Source organism: Natrinema sp. H-ect4, from assembly GCF_041894845.1.
Classification (GTDB): Archaea; Halobacteriota; Halobacteria; order Halobacteriales; family Natrialbaceae; genus Natrinema.
In genome coordinates, this window is sequence record NZ_JBHDYC010000001.1 from 359,721 (window position 1) to 382,832 (window position 23,112).

A 23,112-nucleotide genomic window follows, 5' to 3' on the forward strand; every position below is an offset into this window, starting at 1 on the left:
ACAGTTAATAGTACCGCTGTCAGCGACTGAGCCCGCTTCCAGACGCGAAGCAGCCGGACGATAGTCGGTCCGAGAAGCCGACGGATCGTCTCAGCGATCGGACGGCGCAACGGCCTCCATGGTCGCGTCGATCGCATCGTCTTCCGCAGGACCGAGCCAGCCGATTCGAACGGCATCGCACCCATCGACAGCGGTGAAATCATCGATGACTGCATTCACCTCTTCAGGCGTCCCGCAGGCGACGAGCCCGTCGAGGACCTCCGCATTGATGGCCTCCATAGCTGCCTCGCGATCCCCATCGAACCAGCGACTCCGTACCTCTTCGACCATCTCCTTGTATCCCTGCTCTGCGATCGACCGGCGATAGAACGGCCCGTAGACGGATATCATGAACGCGACGTGTTGTCGACCGAGGGCCCTAGCCCGGTCGCCGTCCTCGAGCGCACACGCTCGGAGTAGAATCGAGGTACGCAGCGATTCGGGATCCCGGTTGGCCATCTCGGCGCCTCGACGGAGGTCCTCCATCCGCCGTTCGAGTCCCTCCGGCGTAAACAGCTGCGGGACCCACCCGTCTGCGAACCGCCCTGCGAGTTCCACGCCTTTCGGGCCGAGCGCGGCGACGTCGATCGGCATCTCTATCGGTGTGGGTAGCTCGAGGGACATGCCGTCGAGTTCGAATATCTCGCCGTCGTAGTCGACGCTCTCGCCGGCAGTCGCCATGTCGACGATCTCGATCGTTTCCCGTAGCCTCCGTAACGGCCGGTCGAAATCGAGCCCGTGCCACCCCTCGACGATAGCTGGCGAGCTGGTTCCGAGCCCTAGCCGAAAGCGGCCGTCTGCGTGCGTCTGTATCGATCCTGCGGCCTGTGCGATCTGGCTCGGCGATCTGGAGTACGGTCCGATCACCTCGTCGGAAATGCGGATGTCGTCGGTTCGGTCGGCGAGTATCGTAAGTAGGGCGATGCTATCCCATCCCGTTACCTCCCCGAAACTCAGAGTTTCGAAGCCGAGCGTTTCGGCCCGCTGGGCGACGGCGGCCAATTCGTCCAGCGTGTCGTGGCGCCCAGGCGACAGTGTCAGGTCGATTTCGACGCTGTTTGACATGGTTGCTGTAACGAGACAGTCCCAATTAAATATTTGTGCCGGCGATGTGTTTGGACGCCCGAACCGTTGGTCGTCGCGTGGGGATTCTCAGTCGTCGTCGTTGATCACGTGGAGTGCTCGCTCGGCGAGTTCGGGAACGCGTTGCTCCATTATCGGATAGTGCTCGTCGTCGGCGTTCCCCTCTATGTGGCGCCGGAAGAACATCTCACCGATCGCACCAAGTTTGTAGTACGCGAGCGCGCGATAGAAGCGGTCGTTCTCGAAACTGAATCCGGTCGCCGACTCGTACCGTTCGACGAGCGTCTCTCGGGTCCGATATCCGTCCTGAAGGAGATAGGCGGCATCGCCGGCGGTGCCGACAGTGGTCGTTTCGTCACCCTGGTCTGGCCAGTACGAGAGTAACCAGCCGAGATCCGTAAACGGATCACCGAGCGTCGACATCTCCCAGTCCAAAACTGCCGTGATTGTCGGGGGCAGTTCCGGACCGAACATCACGTTATCCAGTTTATAGTCGCCGTGTACGAGCGTCTGCGGTGGATTCGACGGAACGTGGTCCTGAAGCCACTCGGTCACTTCGCGTACTTCGGGAATGGAGCGCTCCTCGGTGGTGGCCTCGAACGCCCACTCGTACTGTTGCTGCCATCGGTCGACTTGCCGCTGCGTAAAGCCGTCGGGATGACCGAATTCGTCGAGACCGATGGCTTCGTAATCGACGGTGTGGATGGACGCCAGCGTATCGATCATCTCCTCTCCCACTCGCCGCCGATACTCCGGTTGCCCGAATCGATCGGGTTCGTCGTCCCGAATTACGGTCCCTTCCATCCGCTCCATCACGTAGAACTCGGAGCCGATAACGTCCTCGTTCTCGCTGGCTACCACCGTCGTCGGAACCGGCACGTCCGTCCCCTGGAGCGCCTCGAGTACCGTGTACTCGCGAATTACGTCGTGTGCGGTGTCGGCGGTTTCGCCCGGCGGCGGACGCCGAATTACGAGGTCTCGATCACCCCACGTAACGAACAACGTTTCGTTGGAATGCCCTCCTGGGTGTCGATCAACGTCGAACCGGTCCGACGGACCGATGTGCTCTTCGAAAAACGCTTCGAGCGCGTCGAGATCGACGAGTCGGTCGAAGTACGTCTGGTCGTTTTCACTCATGTATTGTGTACTCCCATTCGTCCGTGATATTGGTATTCATGCCCTTAAATGTGTAGTCGTCCGCACACGGTGTCTCGAGTCAATAGTAGCCACTGAAACGATTCACACACTGATCGGATGTCGTTCGATCAGGCGTGCAATGACTTGCAGTGACTACTATAGTAGCGTTCTGCCACCTCTACTGGGTCGACTGCGGGGTACGGAACGATCAGTCCCGGGGTTTTGGACGGATCGAAACCTCATCGAGGAGATCGGACGCCTGCTCTCGTAACTGCCCGCTCGAGAGGTCACTTGAGCTTCCCTTTCAGCACTTTTCCCGTCGGATTTCGCGGAAGCGCCGTTCGGAACTCGACCTCGCGCGGTTTCTTGTAGCTCGCAATCCGCTCTTCGACGTACGAGACGATCTCCTCCTCGTCGAGATTGGACGTCTCCTCGCGTGGAACGATGGCAGCTTTGACGCGTTCACCCCACGTTTCGTCTGGAACGCCGACGATTGCCACTTCGTCTACCGCCGGGTGTTCGTGCAATACCTCTTCGATTTCCGTCGGGTGAATGTTTTCGCCGCCGGAAACGATCATATCGTCCGCACGGCCGACGAAGTACACGAACCCCTCTTCGTCCCGCCGGATGAGGTCGTCCGAAATGAACCAGCCGTCCTCGTCGAAGACCTCGGCCGTCTTCTCGGGCATACCGTGATAGCCCGCGAACACTGACGGACCCTTGTATCCCGCGCGCCCGATCTCACCGCGCGGGACGCGGCTCCCGTCCGAATCGACGACTTTCATTTCGAGGTTGAGGGCGGGTCGCCCCACGCTCTCCGCCTTGTCAATCGTCCGATCCGGCGGAAGGCGCGTCGACAGGGCTTCCGTCTGTCCGAAGCTCTCGACGAGATCCGTCTCGAACGTCTCGATGATCTCGCGTTTGAGCTCCGGGCCCGACGGCGCCGCTCCGGTTCCATAGCTCTCGAAACTCGAGAAGTCGTACTCTTCGAGACCGTCGACAGCGAGCAGTTGCCGACTCTGTGTCGGGACGAAGTACGACGAATTGATCGACTCCGCTTCGATGTAATCGAGAACTTGCTCTGGGTCGAATCCATCGACGACGATCGTCGTTCCGCCAGCGTAGAAATTCGTGATAAACGGCACGAACGCGCCGACGTGAAACAGCGGGGTTATGATCATGTGACGGTTCCCCTGCTCAATGTGGTCCCCCTCGTAGACGCCGTCGGCCGCAAGCGTGATCAGATTGTCGTGCGTGAAGATGCACCCTTTCGGCTTTCCGGTCGTTCCGCTCGTGTACATCAAGGCTGCGTCGTCGTTCCGTCCGGGAACGATATCGACCGGCGCATCCGACGCGTTCGTCACGACCGTCTCGTAATCGACGGCGAACGACGGCGCTTCCTCGCCAACGTACAGGAACGTCTCGACGGGAACGTCGGGATGATCGTGAATATCGGCGATCGTGTCGGCTCCAAACTCGTCCACGATTGCCGTTTGAGGATTGCTGTCCTCGAGCACGTATATCACCTCCTCGCCTTTGAATCGGTGGTTAATCGGAACCGGAAGCGCGCCGAGTTTCATCACGGCGAGGAAGACCTCGAGCGTCTCGACGTTGTTCTTCATATACAGCGCGACGGTGTCCCCCTCGTCGACGCCGCGTTCCCGCAAGCCGTTCGCGATTCGGTTCGTTCGGTCGTCGAATTCCGCGAACGTGTATTCCGTTACGCGTCCGGTTTCCGTTCGGTGAATCGCCGCTTCTCGATCGGGGTACTTCCGCGCGTTTCGTTCGGCCAGATAGCCGACCGTAAGCCCATTCATGCGTTCATACACCACACATACCGGGATAATAGTTACGCGTATCCCGTTCCGGTTGCACTGCCGTTACACATGCTCGGTTCGAGGGCGATCGGAGTTTTACGGCGCATGACGGCCGCAAAGCGGTTTCTGGACCGTTTCACACCGCTTTTCGACGGGTCAGACGATGAGTCGGGACAACTAAGTAGCCACTGCAAGTCACTGCACACCTGATCGCACGGCAGCTGTGCGATCAGTGTGTAACTAGTTGCAGTTGTTACTATACTGCGAGTTTCGCTTCGGAAATCCCTCCTCCAGTCGAAGCAGCGATCCGGACGCTTGCGGGAATCCAATCTGCGTACGCCCGTTGCGGTGTGAGATAACGAGGAAATCGATGTTTTCGTTCGCTATGGCTGGATCGCTGTTCTAACAGTGTATTACGTTCGGACGATTCTACTGAATCCACCGACGACGTCGGGAAAGTCGTCAGAATGATTGAATAGAAGCCGAAGAGGAAGCGTTGTACAAAAGACTCATTCGGTACACGCGCATAGAGAGACACCCTGTCGCGGTCATACCGAACGATAGTATCCCGTACTGGTCGTTTCCGGCGACGCCACTCGCGCTGTGTTCTTCTTCGCGAGTATCACGCCACTCACTGTCGCAACGACTGGATTCAATGGCCGCAACAGAATCTCGCTGCCACATCGCGCGGACTGCCTGGTGCTCTCGGCGGCCGGAATGTGGGGTCCGACGCTGCTTCAGGCTGCCGTGGTCGTTGCTATCCGTGGATTGTTGGCGTATGAGAACCAGGACTTCGGACTCATCCGGCCGAAGTCGAAACCGGGCGATTGATTCGCCTCGCCAGGTTATTTATCTCGGATGGTCACCGAGATGTTCTTCCGTTCAGGTTCGTCTGTAGTACCGAATGCCGTCCTCGACGGCGCTCTGTACTTGGCCGTGGTGTTCGAGATATCCGACGAGGCCGACGGTTTCCGCGAAGATTCGGCTGATCTCCCGTTTCGTTCCCGCTCTCTCTGCGGCGATTTGAAAGGCCGTGGTTCGGCTGGATTCGATCCGTTCGAGGCATTGCTCGCATTTGTTCTCGAGGTCCGTTATCGATCGGTCGAGACACTCCTGATACTGATCGTGTACCGGCCCATGTCCGGGGTATACCTGATCGAAGTCGTAGGTTTTGAGTCGGTCTAGCGAGGAACGGAACTGCCGCACGCTATCCCTTACGCCGTCGTCGAAGTTAACGAGCAGTGATGGTGCGCGAAACGGTCGTATCGCCATGTCGCCGGAGAAAATCACTCGGTCGCCGTCGAGCGTCGTCCCGAAACAGACGTGACTGATGTGATGGCCCGGGGCATAGATCGGTTCCAATTCGCGTCCGCCAACAGTGAGAGGCTCGTCGTCGACCCATACGTCGACTGCTTCTTCGGGAAGGGATTCGCGAACGACCCGATGGGCGACGAGCAATCGTTCGCTGGCGGACTCCAGGCGACGAGGTTCGAGGCCGTTCTCGAGGAGGTTCGCCCGCGTTCGGTCGGTGACCGTTTCCATGTCCCGTTCGTATCGTTCTCGCATTCGTTTCGGCGCGTAGATCACCGGCGATCCCGCCTCATGGAGCGTCCGCGTCTGGCCGACGTGATCCGTATGGCCGTGCGTGAGCACGACGTGCTCGATGTCGGCCGGTACGTATCCGTGGTCGGCTAGTTCCGCACGCAATTCCTCCGAGCCGCGTTCGCCTGGCGTCCCCGCATCGATGAGAATCGGCTCGTCGTCGGCTATCAAATACGCCGCCGCGTGGCCGGGTCGCCAGTCGACAGAAAACTCTAGCCGGTGTATCTCCGCATCGCAGTCCGAAACAACAGTTTGATCAGCGTCGTTCATACGTCCAGTATGGAAACCCCAGTAGATAAATTTCTATTGGAGGCAAATATGACTGGTGGAAAATGTCTAGGAAAACTAACCAGTAAGATGACGGAAGTAGCGCATTGACCGGTTGTTAGCAGTTATCGATTCCGAGGCGGTTTGCCGACGAGCTGGTACTAACCGAGTTCGAATCCGCGATATAGCCCTCCCATACGAATGTTACTCCACATTCACCAACAAATCTAATAACATACTCAGGGTGTTATTCGGGTGCCAGTGCGCATTGAGTAGTGTGTGAAAAAAAGGCGGACACCTTCTTGTGGCTCGTTCCCATACAGAGAACATCCTCGTTGTTACGGAAAATTCGAGGCGAAAGCCTCGCTCTTTAGGGCGGGGATGAAGCCGACCAACAGTATGCAACCGCCGTCGATGGCATAGACGGGGTCCACCGAGTCTTTAAGCTGTCCGACTGTGATAGTATATATAGATGGTAAAGAGTACCCGTCACGCGAAATACGAACTCTATTACTAGACACTGTCTAGTTCTGCACCTCCTCGACTGGCACGCTTCCGTCGAGAGTTTGATGCGGTCGTTGGTGGTTGTAGTAATGCACGAACTGTTCAAGCCACTCTCGGACGCTCGCCCGACTGCCCACCCACGAGTTATGGAAGCGGTTAATCCGCATCTCGAGAGTATGAAACCACTTTTCGATGCGGTTTCGGTCATCCCGACCGGCGAAATGCCCTTTCGAAAGAACTCGCCGACGGGTTAGAACGCGTACTCGAGGAGGTAGAACGAAGCGATGTACGTTGTCTGGTCATTCGAGGGGCAGGGGACGCGTTCTCTGCCGGCGGTGACATCAGCAGCATGGTCGAATCGATAGAAAACGACGTGCCGATCGACGATCGCGTCCAGAGACTCCTGCAGTCGACGAACCGAGTGATGAAGCGACTCGGCGAATTTTCGCTTCCGACGATCGCCAAAATCGACGGCCCAGCAGTCGGAACCGGTGCGAACATTGCGATTTTATGCGATTTACAACTCGCGAGTGATCGCGCATCGATCGACTTCGTCTCTCGCCAAGTCGGCCTCGGCGTTGACACTGGGACATCACATCGGTTACCGCGCTTGGCCGGTGAGAACCTCGCCAAGGAACTCGTCTTTACCGGAAAGATCGTAGACGCACAGGAGGCGTCCGAGATCGGACTGTTCAACCACGTTTTCTCGGGAGACGAATTCGACGAACGTGCGGACGAGATTATCGAATCGATCGCGACCGGACCGACGGTCGCGTTGAAACACGCGAAACGACTTCTCAGTGAGAGATGCAATAAATCACTCGGCGAAGCGATGACCGACGAGGCGGTTGCACAGGGAGTTATCTTCGGGACCGAGGATCACGAGGAGGGGTTTCAAGCATTCTTGAACGGTCGGTCGCCCGAGTTCGACGGTCGGTGAGAAGGATCCTCTGAAACGGTCTTTCTGTAGGGATCGCCATTACGTGGACGTTTGTCCAGAAGAGAACAATGGCGAGTATCACTGAGTAGCGCAGACAGTGTCCGAGTACGTTCGTGCGTTCGTTTCGGTTCCTTACTTTGCTTCTGCACGGGAGAGTCCGTCTCGGCTTCGTCACTGTAATAGGTCCGCAGGTAGCAACCGATCCCCAGCGGTTCAGGTGTAGTCGAGGACGTCCGTCTGAGGGCATTCGCTCCCGATTTGTACAATCAGACTAAAAATTACGAGAAGGGGATCCAAGCCTTCGTAAACGAACTGCCGTTCGGGTTTGAGGGCCCGTGAGACGCACTCAAGGGAGCCTTCTCCTGCTGAGAATGTCGACAGTTTTTAAGGTAATTCCCAAATAACTCACTATCATGTGGGAAGATAGCAATGGACAATCTGGATCGCGGAGTCCTCGATCGACGACCCGTCGGCGCGTCCTACAGACGGGCGCAGTAACAACAGGGATCGCTATCGCGGGATGTCTCAACGGCAGTGGCGATTCGCTCACGTTTATCAGTCGTGGTGGAACGACGCAAGAAGCTGAACGAGAGAAATTCGAAGAATGGAGTGAAGAGAGCGGAATAGAAGTCACGCATCAGGAGGCAGCGGGTGACACCGAAATTCTCAACCTCATCGCGGAGAACCCGGATGCGTTCGACTTCACGAATCCGTCGTCGTCCGGACTCACGTTGCACCGAAGCCAATACGACGGCGAACTGTTCGCGGATATCGACTACGATCGTCTCCCAAATTATCGGGAAAATATCCAGGAGGAGTGGCAGAATTCTCCGGCAATCGACGGTCACGACGACGGAATCTTCTACTATATTTCCACACAGGGTATCGGATACAATCGGGACCAGGTCGACGAAATCACGACGTGGGAAGACATCAAGGATAACGGACTCGAGGGGACTGTCGCTCTTATCGACAACGCACAGGTCAGGTTCGGAAACGCATGCGCGGCGCTCGAATATGACACCGGTGAAGCGGCCACCGATGACGCGATGTTCGAGGACGTGATCGCGGAAATGGAAGAGCAACATACGAACGTATTCGGTTACTGGACTGCCGGCAACGAGTTTATGCAATTGATGCGTGAAGACCAGGCGTACGTGGCCTCAGCGTGGGGTGGACGCGTTCAGGTGATGAACGAGGACGGCTATAACGTCGAATATGTCATTCCGGACGAGGGTTGCGTCGCTCACACCAATTACTTTTCTATTGTCGAAAACAGCGGTAAAAAGGAGGACGTCTACGACCTCCTCGACTGGCTTTACGACACGGAGAACGCCATCGAACTAAGTACTCGGCATAATTATCCGATACCGATCACGGATCCGCCGGAGGAACTCACCTCCCTCTTCGAATATGTCGACCACCCGGATGACCTGACGTGGATCGACTGGCCCGCAGTACTCTCTGAACGCGAAAGGATTATCGAACGGTTCAACGAAATCAAATCGCTTTGAGTCGGTTACTGCATCGGTATCTCTGAGCTACCGATCGGCCGCGGAGCGGTGACGACCGGCGGTCCGAGGCACCGCGTGGTGCGATCATCAGCGGAGAAGGTCATACACTGGTTGCACAGCACGTCGTTCACGGCCAATTATGCGTTCGGCAGAACATGACGAATTTGCACCGGCGATACACTGGTGAGCGGTCTACGTGAGGCGGGTCCTGTTATTCGAGTTCGACTTTCGAACTTTTCCGCTCGTCGTCCGCGGGAGTTCGTCGATAAACTCGATCTCGCGAGGGTGTTTGTACGCTGCGAGGTTATCGAGGGGGAATTCCTCGATCGCTTTCTTGGTCACGTCACTTCCGGGAATCGCGTCTGCCGTCGTGACAACGAAAGCCTTGGGCACTTCGTTTCGCCTCTCGTCCGGCACACCGACGACGGCCACGTCGGCTATCGCTTCGTGTTCTCGCAGGAGGTCCTCGACCTCGCTCGGATAGACGTTGTACCCTGACGTGACGATGACGTCCTTCGCTCGATCGACGATTTCGTAGTAATTGTCCTCGTCGCGACGGGCGAGGTCTCCGGTTCGGAAATAGCCGTTCTCGTCGAAGGCGTTCTCGGTCTTCTCCGGTAGCTCGTGATACCGCGCCATCACGTGCGGCCCCCGAATCAGTAACTCGCCTTCCTCACCGGTCGTGACCTCGTTGCCCTCATCATCCACGATTTTGCAATCGGTCATTCGGAACGGCTGTCCGATGGTTCCGAGCCGCGGACCGAACGTCGAGTTGTGGCCGGCGTGAGTCGCGCCGCTCGTCTCCGTCAGGCCGTATCCCTCGTACATCTCGACGTTAGCGACCGACTCGAATTTCTCTTGAACGGTCACGGACATTTTCGCACCGCCCTCCCCGACCGATCCAGACTCGAGAGGTCGTACTGACCGAACGATTCGTCGTTGATCATATCGACGTACATCGCGGTGACCCCGTTGAACGACGTTATCTCGTTCTCCTCAATCACGGCCATCGCGTCGGCTGGATCCTAGTTGGCAGGATCTCGAAGATAGAGACGACCTCCCTTGATCAGCGGTTGCCACGTACAGTGATAGACACCCGTTGTGTGATACAGTGGTAAGAGTACTAACTTCCGTTCGTCATCGGGATCATCGACCCCCGTATCGAGGCCGGCGAACGCCTGCGCGCGCAGATTCCCGTGCGTCGAGAGAACGCCCCTCGGTTTCCCGGTCGTTCCGCTCGTATAGAGCTGGGTAACAACGTCGTCCTTCTGGCGGTCGACGCAGAGCGGATTACCGTCCACTTCTTCGAACGGAACGTCCCCTTCGCGGCCGTCTCTGACGGTAATCACGAGGGACCGAGACCGGTCTTCTCGAGCGTTTCGTCGACGGTATCTCGGAGCGATTCGTGGGTAACGATCGCCTTTGCGCCGGAATCGGTGAGCTGATGCGCCAGTTCGCGCGCCTGGTACTGTGGATTAGCGGGCGAAAATGGAATCCCCGTCTTGAGAGCACCGAAGAACGCGATTAGAAACTCGGGACAGTTCGGAACGTATACCAGCACCCGATCATCGGGTTCGAGCCCTCGCTCGGCGAGCCCACCGGCAAACGTCGCCGAGCGATCGCGCAATTCGGTATGTGAAACCGTTCGATCGCCCATCGTAATCGCAGGGACATCGCCGTAACGTGTAACTATCCATCACTAATACCCAGACTGTTTAACCTTCCAGAGAGACAATAGACAATTGACTGATGGAACGGCCGACTCGTCAGAAAGAGCGTGATGATGTGACAGAGCGCGACCCAACTGAACAGGAGGACGTTCAGACTTGTCCTGGATATGACTCAAGTACACTCATTAGAAGTCCAGATGAGAGCGAAGTGAGCTGCGAGGACTGTGGGTTGATTCTTGAAGAAGAGGCTATCGATCACGGTCCGGAATGGCGCGCATTCAACAACTCGGAGCGGGAGAGCAAATCTCGCGTTGGAGCACCGATGACCCAGACGATGCACGATAAGGGGCTAACCACCACGATCGACTGGAAAAATAAAGACGCCTATGGACGGTCCCTCTCTGCAGAAAAGAAGAGTCAGATGAACCGGCTGCGGAAATGGCAAACACGGATCCGAACGAAGGATGCTGGCGAACGAAACCTTCAATTTGCGCTTTCTGAAACGGACCGGATGGCCTCTTCTTTAGGGGTCCCCCGATCTGTTCGGGAGGTCGCTAGCGTCCTCTATCGACGCGCCCTTGACGAGGATCTCATTCGCGGACGCTCAATTGAGGGTGTTGCCACGAGTACACTGTATGCGGCTTGTCGTATGGAGGGGATTCCGCAATCGCTGGATGAAGTCGCGGCTGTATCACGCGTTGAACGCATGGAGATTGGTCGCACGTATCGGTATCTCTCCAAGGAACTCAGTCTTGAGATGGAGCCTGTTGACCCGAGGAAGTACGTGCCTCGGTTCTGTTCTGAGCTTGATCTATCCGAAAAAGTACAGGCAAAGGCAAATGAAATCATTGATACGACAGCTGAAAAAGGGATGTTGTCAGGAAAGTCATCAACTGGATATGCCGCGGCTGCGATCTACGCGAGCGCACTCCTTCGTAATGAGAAAAAGACACAAAGGGAAGTTTCCAATGTTGCTCAAGTAACCGAGGTCACCCTTCGAAACCGGTACCAAGAACAAATCGATGCTATGGGACTTGGTAATTAGGAGAGTGTTAGAGGACGGTCCGAAACACCTATCACGGAATGTGTTGGTTCATCCCAATGTACATGGAGTTACACGACCCGAACCAGATAGCACAGTACGAGGAGGCGGGCGTCTGGGAAGACGAGACGCTACTCGATCGGTTCGCGGACACCGTCGCTCGAGATCCCGAGCGGATGGCCGTCGTTGATCCACCGAACACATCGAAACTGGTCGATCGAGAGCCCGAGCGACTGACGTACGCAGAGCTTTCCGAAGCCGTCGACGCCGTCGCAACCTCACTCCGCGAGCGCGGTATCGGTAAGGACGACTTCGTCGTCGTACAATTACCGAACACGTGGGAACTGGCCATGCTGTACTTGGCGGTTGCCCGGGCGGGGGCTATCATATCACCGATGCCGATCCAGTGGCGGCGACACGAGCTCGAACATGTGGTCGACATAACGGAGGCCGTCGCATACGTCGGGCCGCGGGACTTCGACGGGTTCGATCACGTCGAGATGGCAACGGAGTTCGCCGCCACATCGGAGACCCTCGAGCGCGCGATCTCGTTCTCAGATGTTCGGGACTTTACGACTACCGATGCGGACACCTCGGCGATCGATGACATCGAAATCGGTGCGAACGAGGTGTTCAATATTCAGTGGACATCCGGTACAACTGCGGATCCCAAAGCGTGCCCGATGACGCACAACAACTGGCAGTCAAATCCGCTCCCACTGTTGTGTGACACGAACGACGGCGACATCGTCCTCTGTGCGGCGCCGTTGGTCAACATGACTGCGCTCGGTGTCAACTACGTCCCGTGGCTGCTCAATCGCGGAACACTCGTGCTCCATCACCCCATCGATCTCGATCTGATGGTCGAGCAGATACAAGACGAGGGCGTTACGTTTACTATCCTGGTTCCGACCATGCTGAATCAGTTGCTCAAACACCCCGACGTCGACGACTTCGACCTGAGTGACATCGAAACGATCACGACTGGTTCAGCTGCTCCCTCGGAGTGGGCGATACAAGAGTTCGACAAGCGGTGGGGGATCGAAATCATCAATATTTGGGGACAGAACGAGGGGACATCCACTATTAGTGGCCCGAAAACGACTCCGTTGGAGCGCCGTACAACGGACTTTCCGCGGTTCGCCGAGGATATCGACTGGGGTATCGACGATCCGCGGATCGACACCGTCGACATCCGTATCGTCGACCCGGAGAGCGGCGACGAGGTAACCGAACCGGGCGAAGTCGGCGAGGTCGCGTTCCGAGGACCGGGACTCATGGCTGGCTATTACAACCAACCCGAGGTCACCGCGAACGCGTTCGACGAAGACGGGTACTTCTTCACTGGCGATCTGTTCCGAGTCGAAGAGGACGGTTTCATGAGTTTCTTCGATCGGAAGAAAGACGTCATCATTCGGGGCGGGTTCACCATCAGTGCGAAGGAGGTCGAGAACATCGTTATCGAACATTCGAAGATCGCGGACGCGGCCGTCGTCGGCGAACCGCACGAAGACCTCGGCGAGCGCGTCGCGGTCTTCGCAGTTCCACAGTCAGGAGAGGAACTTTCGCTCGAGGATATAACGGAGTACATGGGTGACAACGTCGCCATCTACAAGCGACCCGAACGGCTGGAAGTCGTCGAGGAAATCCCCCGAAACCCGGTCGGGAAAGTCGTCAAGACGGACCTCCGAGACCGATTACGGTCCGGCGATCCGGCCGGCTGACGGACGTTCGCTCGCCTCAACGGTACAGCACCGGTCCGACGGAAGACAAAGGAACGTCTCAAAGCCATTTTTGCGGAAATCTGTGAGGACAAGGGCCTCGAACTGGCCGAGTGCGAGGTCATGCCTGACCACGTACACCTGTTCATCGGGAGCCCGCCCAAGAACGCCCCGTCACTCATCGTCAACTGGGTGAAAGGAATCTCGGCGCGGAAATACAATCAGCGGTACGACGACCGTGTGAAGTGGACTCGTTCGTACTACGTCGGAACAGCGGGAAGTACCTCGAAGGGCGCTATCAAACAGTACATCGCTGAACAGCAAGGTGATGACAAATGAAGCGCGCCAATACCTTCGAGGTGGTTCCATAGACCGAAGACGACAGAGAGTGCCTCCGACGGCTACTCGATGCCTCCGCATCGCTGTGGAACGAATTGACCTACGAACGTCGCCAGAACTACTTCGGTGACGGCGACGTGTGGGACACCTCTGAGTACCGAGGATGCTACAACGGTGTCGTCGGTAGCGCAACCGTTCAACAGGTCACGCGCAAAAACAGCGAAGCGTGGCGGTCGTTCTTCGCCCTCACGGAGAACGGTGAGAACGCCACCCCACCGTCGTACTGGGGCAACGAGGAAGATGGACGAGAGCTCCGTACCTACATCCGCAACGACCAGTACACGATTCAGTGGGACAAGCGGAGCCGTCTCGAAATTCCCGTCGGAGAGGAACTGAAAGACGAATACGGACTCGGCTACCACGAACGACTCCGCCTCGAAGTCCGGGGCAACCCGAAGTGGGACGGCAAACAGGGTCGTCTGGAACTGGAGTACGACGAAGTGAGCGACACGTTCAGGGCTTTCCAACCAGTCACTGTCCCTGATTCTCGACTGGATTCACCACTGGCTTCTCACGAAGCCGCCCTTGACGTTGGCGCAAACAATCTCGTCGCCTGTTCCACGACGGCTGGAAGCCAGTACATCTACGCCAGTCGGGAGCTGTTCGGACGGTTCCGCGAGACGACCGACGAGATCGCCCACCTCCAGTCGAAGCTCCGTGGGGGGGAGGGCGCTACAGTTCCAAACGGATTCGGAAGCTGTACAGACAGCGAACGAAACGTCGCGACCACGCACAGAACGCGCTGGTGCGCGATCTCGTTGAGCGGTTGTACGACGAGGACGTGGCGACGGTGTACGTGGGCGACTTAACCGACGTACTGGACGCTCACTGGTCGGTCAGAGTGAACGAGAAGACGCACAACTTCTGGGCATTCAAGAAGTTCATCACCCGTCTCGCGTGCCTCTGTGAGGAGTACGGCATCAGTCTTGAAGTCGAGTCAGAAGCATGGACAAGTCAGACGGCCCCGAGTGTGGCGACCGCGAGGAAACAACGCGCCACAGAGATACGCTGACGTGTCCATGCGAGTTTGAGGGACACGCCGACCTCACGGCGTCAGAGACGTTCCTTCGAGAAAACAGCGAAATGGAAGTCAGGCCGATGGCACGGCCCGTGTGATTCGAGTGGACGACCACGATTGGTCGGGGAAACCACACCCTCACGAAAGTTCCAAAGAAGTGCGCACAAACCCGCAAGTTGCTTCCGTGGGTCGGTAGATGAACCCCCCAACGGAGGAATCCTCGTGCTTCAGCGCGGGAAGGATGTCAATCCCGATCTTCATCCCTGGCCGCTTCCGAAAAGGGGAATCATTATTATGGACGACAAACTCTAACAAATTGCGATGGATTTAGGTATCAACGACAGAACCGCCGTCGTTACTGGCGGTGCCGGACGAATCGGAAGCGCAGATTGTCGAACGCTCGCGGAAGAGGGCGCAGACGTCGTCGTCCTCGACGTCGACGAAGACGGTGCCTCCGAAGTCGCCGAAGAGGTAAACGAAACGGCAGGCGGAGGAGACGCCATCCCGCTGCTTTGTGATTTGACCGACAGGGACGACGTACAGGAATCGATGGACGCCGTTCGAGACGAGTTCGGCGGCGTCGACATTCTCATCAACAACGCCGCGATGGTGGACGCGCGCAACCGCATCGCCGACTTCGACGATGAGACCTGGGATCGGGACGTCGAGATTAACCTGACCGGAACGTACAACATCAGCAAAGAGGTCTTCCCGAAGATGTGTGACCGCGGTTGGGGTCGCGTCATCAACATGTCGTCGATGGCCGGCTGGTACGGCGGGTTCGGCCAGTTCTCGTACTCGGCGACGAAAGCGGCGATGCTCGGTGTCGGAAAGACGATGGCGCTCGAAGGCGCACAGTCCGGGGTCACGTCGAACGTCATCGCTCCGAACATCGTCGTCGATCAGTGGTCCGATATGACGCCAGACGAACTCCGCGAAAACGTCGACGAGTACTTCGCCCGAATCGCGGAGGCAACACCGATGCGACGCCTCGGTAGTGAGGACGACGTTGCGAACATGATTGCCTATCTCAGTTCGGAGCAGGCGTCGTACGTGACTGGACAGGTCATCGGCGTGACCGGCGGCATCGACCTCTTCTCGTTCTAACAGGGTCTCGTTTCCTTTTTGGTTTCTTCCCGGAGCACGGAGCCGACGAAACGGGAAAGGCGAGTCCGCTTGGAACGATCACAGCGAGCCGGCAATTCGGCACTACACGATGTCTCCCACCCGTATCGAACGGGCAGCTACTCGGACGTTCTCGGAGCCGAATACGGGGGATAATTTCGCTGCGTTACCGTCCTTCGAACTCGGGTTCGCGATCCTCGAGGCGCGCCGTGAACCCTTCTGTGTAGTCGTGTGTGTCGTCGAGTTGTTTCCCGAGGGCGTTTTCGTAAGCGAGTCCCTCGTCGAGTGGGGTTTCCAAGGCAGCGTTGAGCGCTTTGCGGGCCCGCTCCATGCCAAGTGGCGCGTTCTCGGCGAGATTGTCCGCGAGCTCACGAGCACGGTCGTCGACGGCTTCCGCATCGCATACCTCGTTTACTAGCCCGATTTGCTTAGCTTCTTCAGGGTCGATGAACTCCCCGCTGAGGACCAGTTCTTTCGCTTTTGCCAGTCCGATCATACGAGGGAGCCGCTGTGTCGCGCCACCGTGCGGGAACGTACCGAGTTTCACCTCGATAACGCCGTACTGTGCATCTTCCGAGATGATCCGGAAGTCCGCGGGGAGGGACAGTTCGAACGCGCCGGCGGGCGCGGCTCGTTTGATCCCAACGACGGTTGGGACGCGAGCTGTTTCGATTGCGTCGACGACATCCCCGAGTAGATCACCCTGGGAGCCAGTACTGCGTGATTCCCGTTTCTGGGCTTGCTCTCCCCGGTCACGCATCATTTCAAGGTCCATCCCGGCACAGAACACCGGACCCTCACCGAGCAACGTGATCGCGCGAACGCTCTCGTCCGAATCCACTTCGGTAATCGCCTGCTTCAGGTCGGTCAGCAGGGCCTCGTTCATCGCGTTGCGCTTCTCTGGTCGATTTAGAACGATATCGGCACGGTGTTCGTCGATCTCCACGAGTACGTTGCCGCTTCCTATCTCGCGCATGATCGCTAATCAACATCCGTCCCCTTAGTTCCTATCAAAGTGGTAGTCCGTTCGTCGCGGTTCGATGTCTTCGACTGACCGTTCGAAAGTGATAGACACCTAATTTGATCGCTGCCGTAGACAAAGCTATTAATAGCTCGATGATAATGTGACACATGCCAATGAAAAACGCTGTCATTGTTGATGCAGTGCGAACCCCGTTCGGGAAACGAGATGGATCGTTCCGCGATACTCATCCACAGGACCTCGCTGCGGAGCCGCTTAAAGCGCTCCGAGAACGGAACGGATTCGACCCGGAGACGATCGAAGACGTCATCTACGGGTGCGTGAGTCCGGTCGACGAACAGGGACTGAACGTCGGTCGGCTCGCACCGATGGTCGCTGGCTGGGGCGATATCGTTCCGGGCGTCCAGCTCAACCGAATGTGTGGTTCCGGTCAGCAAGCGACTAACTTTGCGGCTGCAAACGTCATGGCCGACCAACACGACGTCCTCATCGCGGGCGGCGTCGAGCACATGACTCGCGTTCCGATGGGATCCGACGCGAACTCGGACAGCCTCACGGACACGTACTTCGAGCATTTCGACGAACGGACGAATCAGGGCGAGGGTGCCGAACGCATCGCCGAAGAGTGGGACCTCTCCCGAACGGAACTCGACGAAATTGCCGTCGATTCCCAGCAGCGCTGGAAGCGGGCCTGGGACGAGGGACGCTATGACGATCAGGTGATCCCTGTCGAGACCGAACTCGACGGGGATGACGTCGTCGTGGAGCAAGACGAACATCCCCGACCGGGAACCGATCTCGAGACGCTTTCGAACCTGCCGCTGTCGTTCCGTGAGGAAGGGGACGGGTTCCACCATCCCGGGAACTCCTCCGGAATCGTCGATGGATCGTCCGCCTTGCTCATTGCGAGCGAGGAAGCCGCTGCGGAACACGGCTGGGACCCGATGGCCCGTATTCGGCAGACGGAGGTCGTCGGCGTTGATCCGGTGACGATGCTCAAGGGCCCGATTCCGGCAACCGAACAGGTCCTCGAGAAGGCGGATATGACTGTCGGCGACATCGATCTCTTCGAGGTCAACGAGGCGTTCGCGTCGGTCGTCGGCGCGTGGCTCGAGGAGTCGGGCGCGTCCTGGGAGGACGTCAACGTCAACGGCGGGGCGATCGCCCACGGTCACCCGCTGGGCGCGACCGGCGCGATGTTGCTGACCAAACTCGCCCACGAACTCGAGCGAACGGGGCAGGACACCGCGCTGTCGACGATGTGTATCGGATTCGGCCAGGGTGTCGCAACTATCATCGAACGGGTCTGAACCGCGTTCGGACGGCGCCGTCGCTTTCCAACTCACTTTTCCGTAACCGGCGGTACTCACTCTGGCTCCGCCATCCGTACGCCAGTTACGGGAGGCGGTGTCTCGAGAACGTCACGTTATTCGGCTCGTCTGGACCCGTTCAGTCTCCGCTTCAGACGGCCGCGACCGTCACACGAATCGAAGTGACGAGGAGAACGCGGCTCAGTCGGTCAGACCCGTAGCAGTCGAGCGAAGCGCATCGGCTCCCTGCAGATGCGAGAGCAGCGTCTCGTGCAGTGGACCGTTCGATCCGAGCAGTTCGTTTCGCGTGTCGAGGCCGACGTTTGGCTCGTACTGAGAGCCGTCGGCCGTTGTTACGGTCGCCCCCGCCGTGCAAGCGATGACCAGCCCCGCGTTGACATCCCAGGGATAGGTATCATACTCCCAGACGGCGTCCGCGCTGCCGGCTGCGAGATAACAGAGGTTCAGTGCAGCAGAGCCGAGCCGACGAACGCCTCGGGCTTCGTGGTAACTGTGGGACAGGAACGTTCCGTCCGGATCGTATCCGGAGAGCAGCATACACTCGTCGAGGGACGTTCGCTCGGTCGTGGTAAGGGGCGTACCGTTGAGCATCGCCTCCTCGCCGCTGATCGCGCTGAACATCTCGTCGGTTTCGGGCGCGTACACGACCCCCACGACGGGGGTTTCGTTTTCGAGCAGCGCGATCGAGATGGAGTAGTTTGGGTTCCCGTGCGCGAAATTACCGGTACCGTCGAGGGGATCGACCGACCACGTGTACTCGCTCGAGCCGTCCCGTTGGACATCCTCTTCGGATCGGATTCCGTGATCGGGGAATTCGCTCTCGAGGACCGTTGTGATGATGTTCTCGGACTTGTAGTCGGCCTCGGTGACGATGTCCGACTTGTCCGACTTAAATTCGATCGATTCGGTCTGTCCATGGAGTTCCCGAAGTGCGGGCCCCGCTGCCCGGGCAGCGTCCATCGCCGCTTGCTTCGCTCGCTCCAAGAACGGTTGCTCGTCGTGAGTTCCGTCGGTTCGAGTTCCCACGTCACTGGAACCGGTGTCGTCCCGGTCTTCGCGGACGCTCCACCCCAGCTTTTCGGAAACCGAGGTAAAGAAGTCGTCGTCGTAGCTCGTATTGACGACGTGGGCTGCCGTTCCTGCCCCCTCTATCGTGACGACATCCGCTTCCCCGAGCCTCGTCTGGGCACGACCACCGTCGACGAGTAGGTTCGCTGGCCCTTCGGAGACGACTCGAAGGGTCGTCTCCGCATCGACGATGAGGGGCCGCACGCCGAGTCGATGGGTGTGAAGCGGGACGACCTGCAGCGACGTGTTGTTCTTCGGATAGTGGATGGGGCCGCCGGCCGATAGCGAGACGCCAGTCGAACCCGTCGGCGTCGATATTGCGAGCCCGTTTCCTTCGTATTCACCGATGAACTCGTCGTCAGCGTACACTTCCAGCCGCGTGATCTTTCGGTCGACCGGGTTCTCGGGCGGGACGTGTTCGATCATCACGTCGTTGATACCCGTACAGTCGACGCCGTCCGCAGTGACCTGCAGTTGCTGTCGCTGATCGATCGTCGCCTTCCCGGCGACTGCTTCCGTGAGGGCGGCGGTGAGATCGGTCGGCGAGATGCTCGCGAGGAACGCGAGACTGCCGGCGTTGACCCCGAGAATCGGTATCTCTTTGGGACTGAACTGCCGAACTCCCTCGAGGTACGTCCCGTCGCCGCCGAGCGTGACGCCGAGATATTCGGTGCCTGGCTCGTAGATCGAGTCGATATCGTTGCCGACGTCGACCGCGTTGACAGAAATGCTTCGCGTTCGTCCCCACTCTTCGATAGTCGCGAGTTCCTCGTCGCTGTCGGGACTGACGAGGACGATGAGCTCTTCCGTGGTGGCGAGTCGTCTTCCAATCATGGTTATTTCACGCTATCTACCGTCGGGAAACAACGCGTCATGCGCTGTTCCATGTGGGTAGATAGCAGTAATCATTCAAAGCGCAGTATATCTTATAAACGTTTGGAAAAACCGCAAGATAGACTTAGAAATTGCCTCTTTGTGTGAAATCCACGGGATAATTACGAAATAGCAACGTCCCTCCGGTTATGAATCACCCCTCGCAACGATCGAACGGTGAGCGGATTGATCTGATCGCCGGTCGTAATACGAACAGCGATGGTCGTTTTCGCTTCCGACTCCCGGAACACCGTCCGATTAGTCATACAACTACTTCGGGAAGAGACCGATATTCGATAGTCTCACGAGGATGGCTACTGAACTCTCTCACCACTCGAATCCGAGGTGTGAAGCTTAGCGAAAGACGGATTATTACCACTCGTAGCGTGTTCCTCACAGAACCGATCCGGTTGATCTACCGCTGAGAGACGGTCGTCGTTTCCGATGGCGTTCAGTCGGTATTCAGTTCGTCTCCGATCAGACCTCTCAGTATTCTCAACTCTTCTTCTTCGGAGATTTGATCCGAGTGCATGCAGGCGTGAACAACCTTGTGAACGAGAACGGGATCTCCGAAGACGGGGCGTGATTGCGATTGCTCTTCTAGACGTTCTTCGATCTGTTGGACCCGTTTACGAATTTCAGTAGTGTTACTCCTCGCTCCGACATCGAATGTCTCATCTGCCATTTCCTCGCTCTCCGTCGGTTTTTCGGTTCCGAATATTCGTTCGACGAATTCGTGACGATTATTCCACTCGAACTCCTCCACGTCGTTTATTCGTCGACAGATCGTCGCGCTACTCACACCGAACTGTTCAGCGATCTCCTTCTGGGTTTTTTCCGGTTTCTCGTAAATTGTCCGGAGGATTTCTCGTTGCTTTTCAGGTATCCGTTCGGGATCGATTGCCGGTTTCTCCTGTAATTCTCTCTCCTGTGTCGCTAAATCATTGTCTGTCAATTCTTGCTCCATTTTACCGTTTGAGTCGTCCCCTGTCTCTCTCGGTGGCTCTTCTGCCGGATCTCCCCCGTCTTTCTCGGAGACCTGTGCCGGATCGCCATACTCCTCTAGAACGTGTTCTACCAGCTCCGCCGATGCCCCGTTGACTATTTCTGCGAGTTCCGTGATGGTCGTATTGGGTCGTTCTTCCGCAAGATCAAGGATTTTCTTGTGTATAATCGCCCGTGGCGTAGCCGATGATCCAGTCGCTTCTCCCCTTTGCGATGGCCGTGTTGACTCACTCATATCTCTCTGTTGCCAGTGAATGGCATTCGTGCTAAATCAAAGCAGAGAACACTATTATAGATACCTATAATACTCCTATTCAGTTCCGATTAATATATCCAGATCAGAGAAAATCTGTATGTTGTGATTCTATCGGTTCACTCGAGAGTCAGTGCGAGTGATGAACAGGCGACCGAGCGGCCAGCTCACAGCTGCTGGTCCCCGTCGATAACCGCGAGCGTCTGTTCGGCGAGACGCGGCACGCCATCTTCCATCGCGGGGTACAGCGGATCGGCTGAGTTCCCCTCAAGATACCGCCGGAAGAACATCTCGCCGAGTCCGGCCATCTTGTACGCCGCCAGCACCTGGTAGAAGCGGCGATTCTCGAACGACACACCCGTTTGCCGTTCGTATCTGTCGACGAGTTCGTCGCGAGTCGGATACCCGTCACGAGCCATGAACGTGCTCATCAACTCGGGCATCGCGGGCCCGGGATCCGACGGATCGTGCCAGAAGAGCAGCATCCATCCGAGATCGGTCAGCGGATCGCCGAGCGTCGACAGCTCCCAGTCGAAGATTGCGCCCAGCCGCGGCGGCACGCCCGGTTCGAAGAGCACGTTGTCGAGTTTGTAATCCCCGTGAACTAAGGCGTGTGCGTGATCGGACGGGACGTTTTCCCGCAGCCAGTCGCCCACGGTCTCGAGCTCCGGAACGGCGCGCTCCGATTCCGTCACTTCGAACGCCCACTCGAGTTGCCGGTGCCACCGGTCGACCTGCCGTTCCGTGAACCCGGCGGGGCGACCGAAATCACCGAGTCCGACGGCCTCGTAATCGATCGCGTGGATTCGGGCGAGCGCATCGACCAGTTCTGTGCCGATGTCGGTCCGGTGCTCAGGCGTCGCGAACCGCTCGATCTCGTCGTTCCGAAGGACATCTCCGTCCTCACGGACCATGACGTAGAATTCGCTCCCGATGACCGAGTCGTCGGTACATGCCAGGACAGTTTTGGGAACCGGGACGGCAGTCTCCTGGAGCGCGTCGATCGTCCGGTATTCGCGGAGCACGTCGTGAGCGGTATCCGCGGTGTCCCCGGCCGGTGGCCGGCGTATCACGAACTCGCGGTCGTCCCACTCGACGAACAGCGTTTCGTTCGAGTGGCCCTCGTCGTGGCGCAGTACCGAGAAGTGGGCTGGTTCACCGAGGCTTCCTTCGAGGTAGCGTCGCAACGCTTCCTCATCGACGAGTCGCTCTAGATACCGGTCGTTATCTCCCATAGCGATCATCGAACCTCCGTTCTACTGTCATCGTCGATAGTACGGAAAATGTGGCTAAGTAAGTTCTGGGTCGGTGAACCGCGCGTCGAGAAACTCTGTGAGGCAAACGGCGTGACGGTGCGGGAGGGAACGGCACGTTTTACGGCCGACCACACCGCCGAGATCGACCCGGGGGACGGCGCGACTGTGGGCCTCGAGTTCGAAAACGCGATCGTCACGACCGGGAGCCGCCCGATGGAGATCCCCGGATTCCCGTTCGATGCCACGCCGATCCTGAACTCCCGGCAAGCGCTGGCGCTCGAGACACCGACGGGGTGGCGGCCCGGGCCGTTCTAGCGCGCCGGTTTGGTCGCGATACCGTAACGTGACTCGAGCGGATGGCGTTCGTGCCGACGTTCGCCGGAACAGATAGCGGTCGCTCTAATGAAACCCGTGACGGTCGGCCGGTCACGGACGAAAGAGCTAACACACTGATCCCGGAAAGAGT

General features: G+C 57.9%; 18 protein-coding genes and 4 pseudogenes. 9 read left to right on the forward strand and 13 right to left on the reverse strand.

Annotation, left to right across the window (positions count from 1 at the left end; genetic code table 11):
• Nucleotides 1-90: 90 nt before the first annotated feature.
• The 5 genes and pseudogenes from ACEWFR_RS01715 to ACEWFR_RS01735 form a co-directional block, all read right to left on the reverse strand.
• Nucleotides 91-1,104 carry a TIGR04024 family LLM class F420-dependent oxidoreductase gene (locus ACEWFR_RS01715; RefSeq protein WP_374059419.1) on the reverse strand — a complete coding sequence of 338 codons (1,014 nt, stop codon included), beginning with the start codon at nt 1,102-1,104 and terminating at the stop codon, nt 91-93.
• Nucleotides 1,105-1,191: 87 nt separating this feature from the next.
• Nucleotides 1,192-2,259, reverse strand: a complete 1,068-nt coding sequence (locus tag ACEWFR_RS01720; protein WP_374059420.1) for a phosphotransferase family protein — start codon at nt 2,257-2,259, stop codon at nt 1,192-1,194.
• Nucleotides 2,260-2,546: 287 nt separating this feature from the next.
• Nucleotides 2,547-4,076 (reverse strand): class I adenylate-forming enzyme family protein, encoded by a 1,530-nt coding sequence (locus ACEWFR_RS01725; protein WP_374059421.1) that lies wholly within the window; start codon nt 4,074-4,076, stop codon nt 2,547-2,549.
• Between the two features lie 882 nt (nt 4,077-4,958).
• Nucleotides 4,959-5,948 (reverse strand): MBL fold metallo-hydrolase, encoded by a 990-nt coding sequence (locus tag ACEWFR_RS01730; protein ID WP_374059422.1) that lies wholly within the window; start codon nt 5,946-5,948, stop codon nt 4,959-4,961.
• Nucleotides 5,949-6,469: 521 nt separating this feature from the next.
• Nucleotides 6,470-6,655 (reverse strand): annotated as a pseudogene (locus ACEWFR_RS01735) (integrase core domain-containing protein); the annotation flags it as partial.
• A 53-nt stretch (nt 6,656-6,708) separates the two neighbouring features.
• On the opposite strand from ACEWFR_RS01735, the pseudogene ACEWFR_RS01740 reads away from it, so the two are divergent.
• Both ACEWFR_RS01740 and ACEWFR_RS01745 read left to right on the forward strand, forming a co-directional pair.
• Nucleotides 6,709-7,389, forward strand: a pseudogene (locus tag ACEWFR_RS01740) (enoyl-CoA hydratase/isomerase family protein); the annotation flags it as partial.
• 413 nt (nt 7,390-7,802) lie between these two features.
• The gene (locus tag ACEWFR_RS01745; RefSeq protein WP_374059423.1) at nt 7,803-8,903 is read left to right on the forward strand and encodes a PotD/PotF family extracellular solute-binding protein; all 1,101 of its coding nucleotides are present in this window, start codon (nt 7,803-7,805) and stop codon (nt 8,901-8,903) included.
• Between the two features lie 192 nt (nt 8,904-9,095).
• Here the strand turns inward: ACEWFR_RS01745 and ACEWFR_RS01750 are convergent, their stop codons facing one another.
• From ACEWFR_RS01750 to ACEWFR_RS01765, 4 genes are read right to left on the reverse strand one after another with little or no spacing between them, the layout of a single operon-like run.
• A complete protein-coding gene (locus ACEWFR_RS01750) occupies nt 9,096-9,773 on the reverse strand; it encodes a class I adenylate-forming enzyme family protein (RefSeq protein ID WP_374059424.1) in 678 nt (225 codons plus the stop codon).
• A complete protein-coding gene (locus ACEWFR_RS01755; RefSeq protein WP_374059425.1) occupies nt 9,770-9,907 on the reverse strand; it encodes a hypothetical protein in 138 nt (45 codons plus the stop codon). The genes ACEWFR_RS01750 and ACEWFR_RS01755 overlap by 4 nt, the downstream gene beginning before the upstream one ends.
• A 21-nt stretch (nt 9,908-9,928) precedes the next feature.
• Complete coding sequence (locus ACEWFR_RS01760; protein ID WP_374059426.1) at nt 9,929-10,252, reverse strand: AMP-binding protein; 324 nt, start codon at nt 10,250-10,252, stop codon at nt 9,929-9,931.
• Nucleotides 10,249-10,560 (reverse strand): AMP-binding protein, encoded by a 312-nt coding sequence (locus tag ACEWFR_RS01765; RefSeq protein WP_374059427.1) that lies wholly within the window; start codon nt 10,558-10,560, stop codon nt 10,249-10,251. The genes ACEWFR_RS01760 and ACEWFR_RS01765 overlap by 4 nt, the downstream gene beginning before the upstream one ends.
• Nucleotides 10,561-10,652: 92 nt before the next feature.
• Between ACEWFR_RS01765 and ACEWFR_RS01770 the strand changes: the two genes are divergently transcribed.
• From ACEWFR_RS01770 to ACEWFR_RS01790, 5 genes and pseudogenes are all read left to right on the forward strand, one after another.
• The gene (locus tag ACEWFR_RS01770) at nt 10,653-11,618 is read left to right on the forward strand and encodes a transcription initiation factor IIB family protein (RefSeq protein WP_374059428.1); all 966 of its coding nucleotides are present in this window, start codon (nt 10,653-10,655) and stop codon (nt 11,616-11,618) included.
• A 62-nt stretch (nt 11,619-11,680) separates the two neighbouring features.
• A complete protein-coding gene (locus ACEWFR_RS01775) occupies nt 11,681-13,339 on the forward strand; it encodes a class I adenylate-forming enzyme family protein (RefSeq protein ID WP_374059429.1) in 1,659 nt (552 codons plus the stop codon).
• Nucleotides 13,340-13,381: 42 nt separating this feature from the next.
• Nucleotides 13,382-13,675, forward strand: a pseudogene (gene tnpA, locus ACEWFR_RS01780) (IS200/IS605 family transposase); the annotation flags it as partial.
• Nucleotides 13,676-13,758: 83 nt separating this feature from the next.
• Nucleotides 13,759-14,949, forward strand: a pseudogene (locus ACEWFR_RS01785) (RNA-guided endonuclease InsQ/TnpB family protein).
• A 125-nt stretch (nt 14,950-15,074) separates the two neighbouring features.
• Nucleotides 15,075-15,860: an SDR family NAD(P)-dependent oxidoreductase gene (locus tag ACEWFR_RS01790; RefSeq protein ID WP_374059430.1), complete on the forward strand. Its 786-nt coding sequence runs from the start codon at nt 15,075-15,077 to the stop codon at nt 15,858-15,860.
• A 184-nt stretch (nt 15,861-16,044) separates the two neighbouring features.
• Here the strand turns inward: ACEWFR_RS01790 and ACEWFR_RS01795 are convergent, their stop codons facing one another.
• A complete protein-coding gene (locus ACEWFR_RS01795) occupies nt 16,045-16,854 on the reverse strand; it encodes an enoyl-CoA hydratase/isomerase family protein (protein WP_374059431.1) in 810 nt (269 codons plus the stop codon).
• Between the two features lie 161 nt (nt 16,855-17,015).
• Between ACEWFR_RS01795 and ACEWFR_RS01800 the strand changes: the two genes are divergently transcribed.
• Nucleotides 17,016-18,170: an acetyl-CoA C-acyltransferase gene (locus ACEWFR_RS01800; RefSeq protein WP_374059610.1), complete on the forward strand. Its 1,155-nt coding sequence runs from the start codon at nt 17,016-17,018 to the stop codon at nt 18,168-18,170.
• Nucleotides 18,171-18,371: 201 nt separating this feature from the next.
• Here ACEWFR_RS01800 and ACEWFR_RS01805 read toward each other — a convergent pair whose 3' ends face one another.
• The 3 genes from ACEWFR_RS01805 to ACEWFR_RS01815 all read right to left on the reverse strand — a co-directional run bounded on the left by ACEWFR_RS01805 (nt 18,372) and on the right by ACEWFR_RS01815 (nt 22,625).
• Nucleotides 18,372-20,093: an inositol monophosphatase family protein gene (locus tag ACEWFR_RS01805; protein ID WP_374059432.1), complete on the reverse strand. Its 1,722-nt coding sequence runs from the start codon at nt 20,091-20,093 to the stop codon at nt 18,372-18,374.
• Between the two features lie 490 nt (nt 20,094-20,583).
• Nucleotides 20,584-21,372 (reverse strand): winged helix-turn-helix transcriptional regulator, encoded by a 789-nt coding sequence (locus ACEWFR_RS01810; protein WP_374059433.1) that lies wholly within the window; start codon nt 21,370-21,372, stop codon nt 20,584-20,586.
• A gap of 185 nt (nt 21,373-21,557) precedes the next feature.
• Nucleotides 21,558-22,625 carry a phosphotransferase family protein gene (locus ACEWFR_RS01815; protein ID WP_374059434.1) on the reverse strand — a complete coding sequence of 356 codons (1,068 nt, stop codon included), beginning with the start codon at nt 22,623-22,625 and terminating at the stop codon, nt 21,558-21,560.
• A 48-nt stretch (nt 22,626-22,673) separates the two neighbouring features.
• Here ACEWFR_RS01815 and ACEWFR_RS01820 point away from each other — a divergent pair, with 48 nt between their 5' ends.
• A complete protein-coding gene (locus tag ACEWFR_RS01820) occupies nt 22,674-22,961 on the forward strand; it encodes a hypothetical protein (protein WP_374059435.1) in 288 nt (95 codons plus the stop codon).
• Nucleotides 22,962-23,112 lie beyond the last annotated feature (151 nt).

What these genes read in the sequence shown, in the direction of transcription:
- ACEWFR_RS01715 (WP_374059419.1), bottom strand. Translation starts at nt 1,104, where the DNA reads ATGTCAAACAGCGTCGAAATCGACCTGACACTGTCGCCTGGGCGCCAC.
- ACEWFR_RS01720 (WP_374059420.1), bottom strand. Translation starts at nt 2,259, where the DNA reads ATGAGTGAAAACGACCAGACGTACTTCGACCGACTCGTCGATCTCGAC.
- ACEWFR_RS01745 (WP_374059423.1), top strand. Translation starts at nt 7,803, where the DNA reads ATGTGGGAAGATAGCAATGGACAATCTGGATCGCGGAGTCCTCGATCG.
- ACEWFR_RS01805 (WP_374059432.1), bottom strand. Translation starts at nt 20,093, where the DNA reads ATGATTGGAAGACGACTCGCCACCACGGAAGAGCTCATCGTCCTCGTC.
- ACEWFR_RS01820 (WP_374059435.1), top strand. Translation starts at nt 22,674, where the DNA reads ATGTGGCTAAGTAAGTTCTGGGTCGGTGAACCGCGCGTCGAGAAACTC.
- ACEWFR_RS01810 (WP_374059433.1), bottom strand. Translation starts at nt 21,372, where the DNA reads ATGAGTGAGTCAACACGGCCATCGCAAAGGGGAGAAGCGACTGGATCA.
- ACEWFR_RS01730 (WP_374059422.1), bottom strand. Translation starts at nt 5,948, where the DNA reads ATGAACGACGCTGATCAAACTGTTGTTTCGGACTGCGATGCGGAGATA.
- ACEWFR_RS01725 (WP_374059421.1), bottom strand. Translation starts at nt 4,076, where the DNA reads ATGAATGGGCTTACGGTCGGCTATCTGGCCGAACGAAACGCGCGGAAG.
- ACEWFR_RS01815 (WP_374059434.1), bottom strand. Translation starts at nt 22,625, where the DNA reads ATGGGAGATAACGACCGGTATCTAGAGCGACTCGTCGATGAGGAAGCG.
- ACEWFR_RS01765 (WP_374059427.1), bottom strand. Translation starts at nt 10,560, where the DNA reads ATGGGCGATCGAACGGTTTCACATACCGAATTGCGCGATCGCTCGGCG.
- ACEWFR_RS01775 (WP_374059429.1), top strand. Translation starts at nt 11,681, where the DNA reads ATGGAGTTACACGACCCGAACCAGATAGCACAGTACGAGGAGGCGGGC.
- ACEWFR_RS01770 (WP_374059428.1), top strand. Translation starts at nt 10,653, where the DNA reads ATGGAACGGCCGACTCGTCAGAAAGAGCGTGATGATGTGACAGAGCGC.
- ACEWFR_RS01800 (WP_374059610.1), top strand. Translation starts at nt 17,016, where the DNA reads ATGAAAAACGCTGTCATTGTTGATGCAGTGCGAACCCCGTTCGGGAAA.
- ACEWFR_RS01795 (WP_374059431.1), bottom strand. Translation starts at nt 16,854, where the DNA reads ATGCGCGAGATAGGAAGCGGCAACGTACTCGTGGAGATCGACGAACAC.
- ACEWFR_RS01790 (WP_374059430.1), top strand. Translation starts at nt 15,075, where the DNA reads ATGGATTTAGGTATCAACGACAGAACCGCCGTCGTTACTGGCGGTGCC.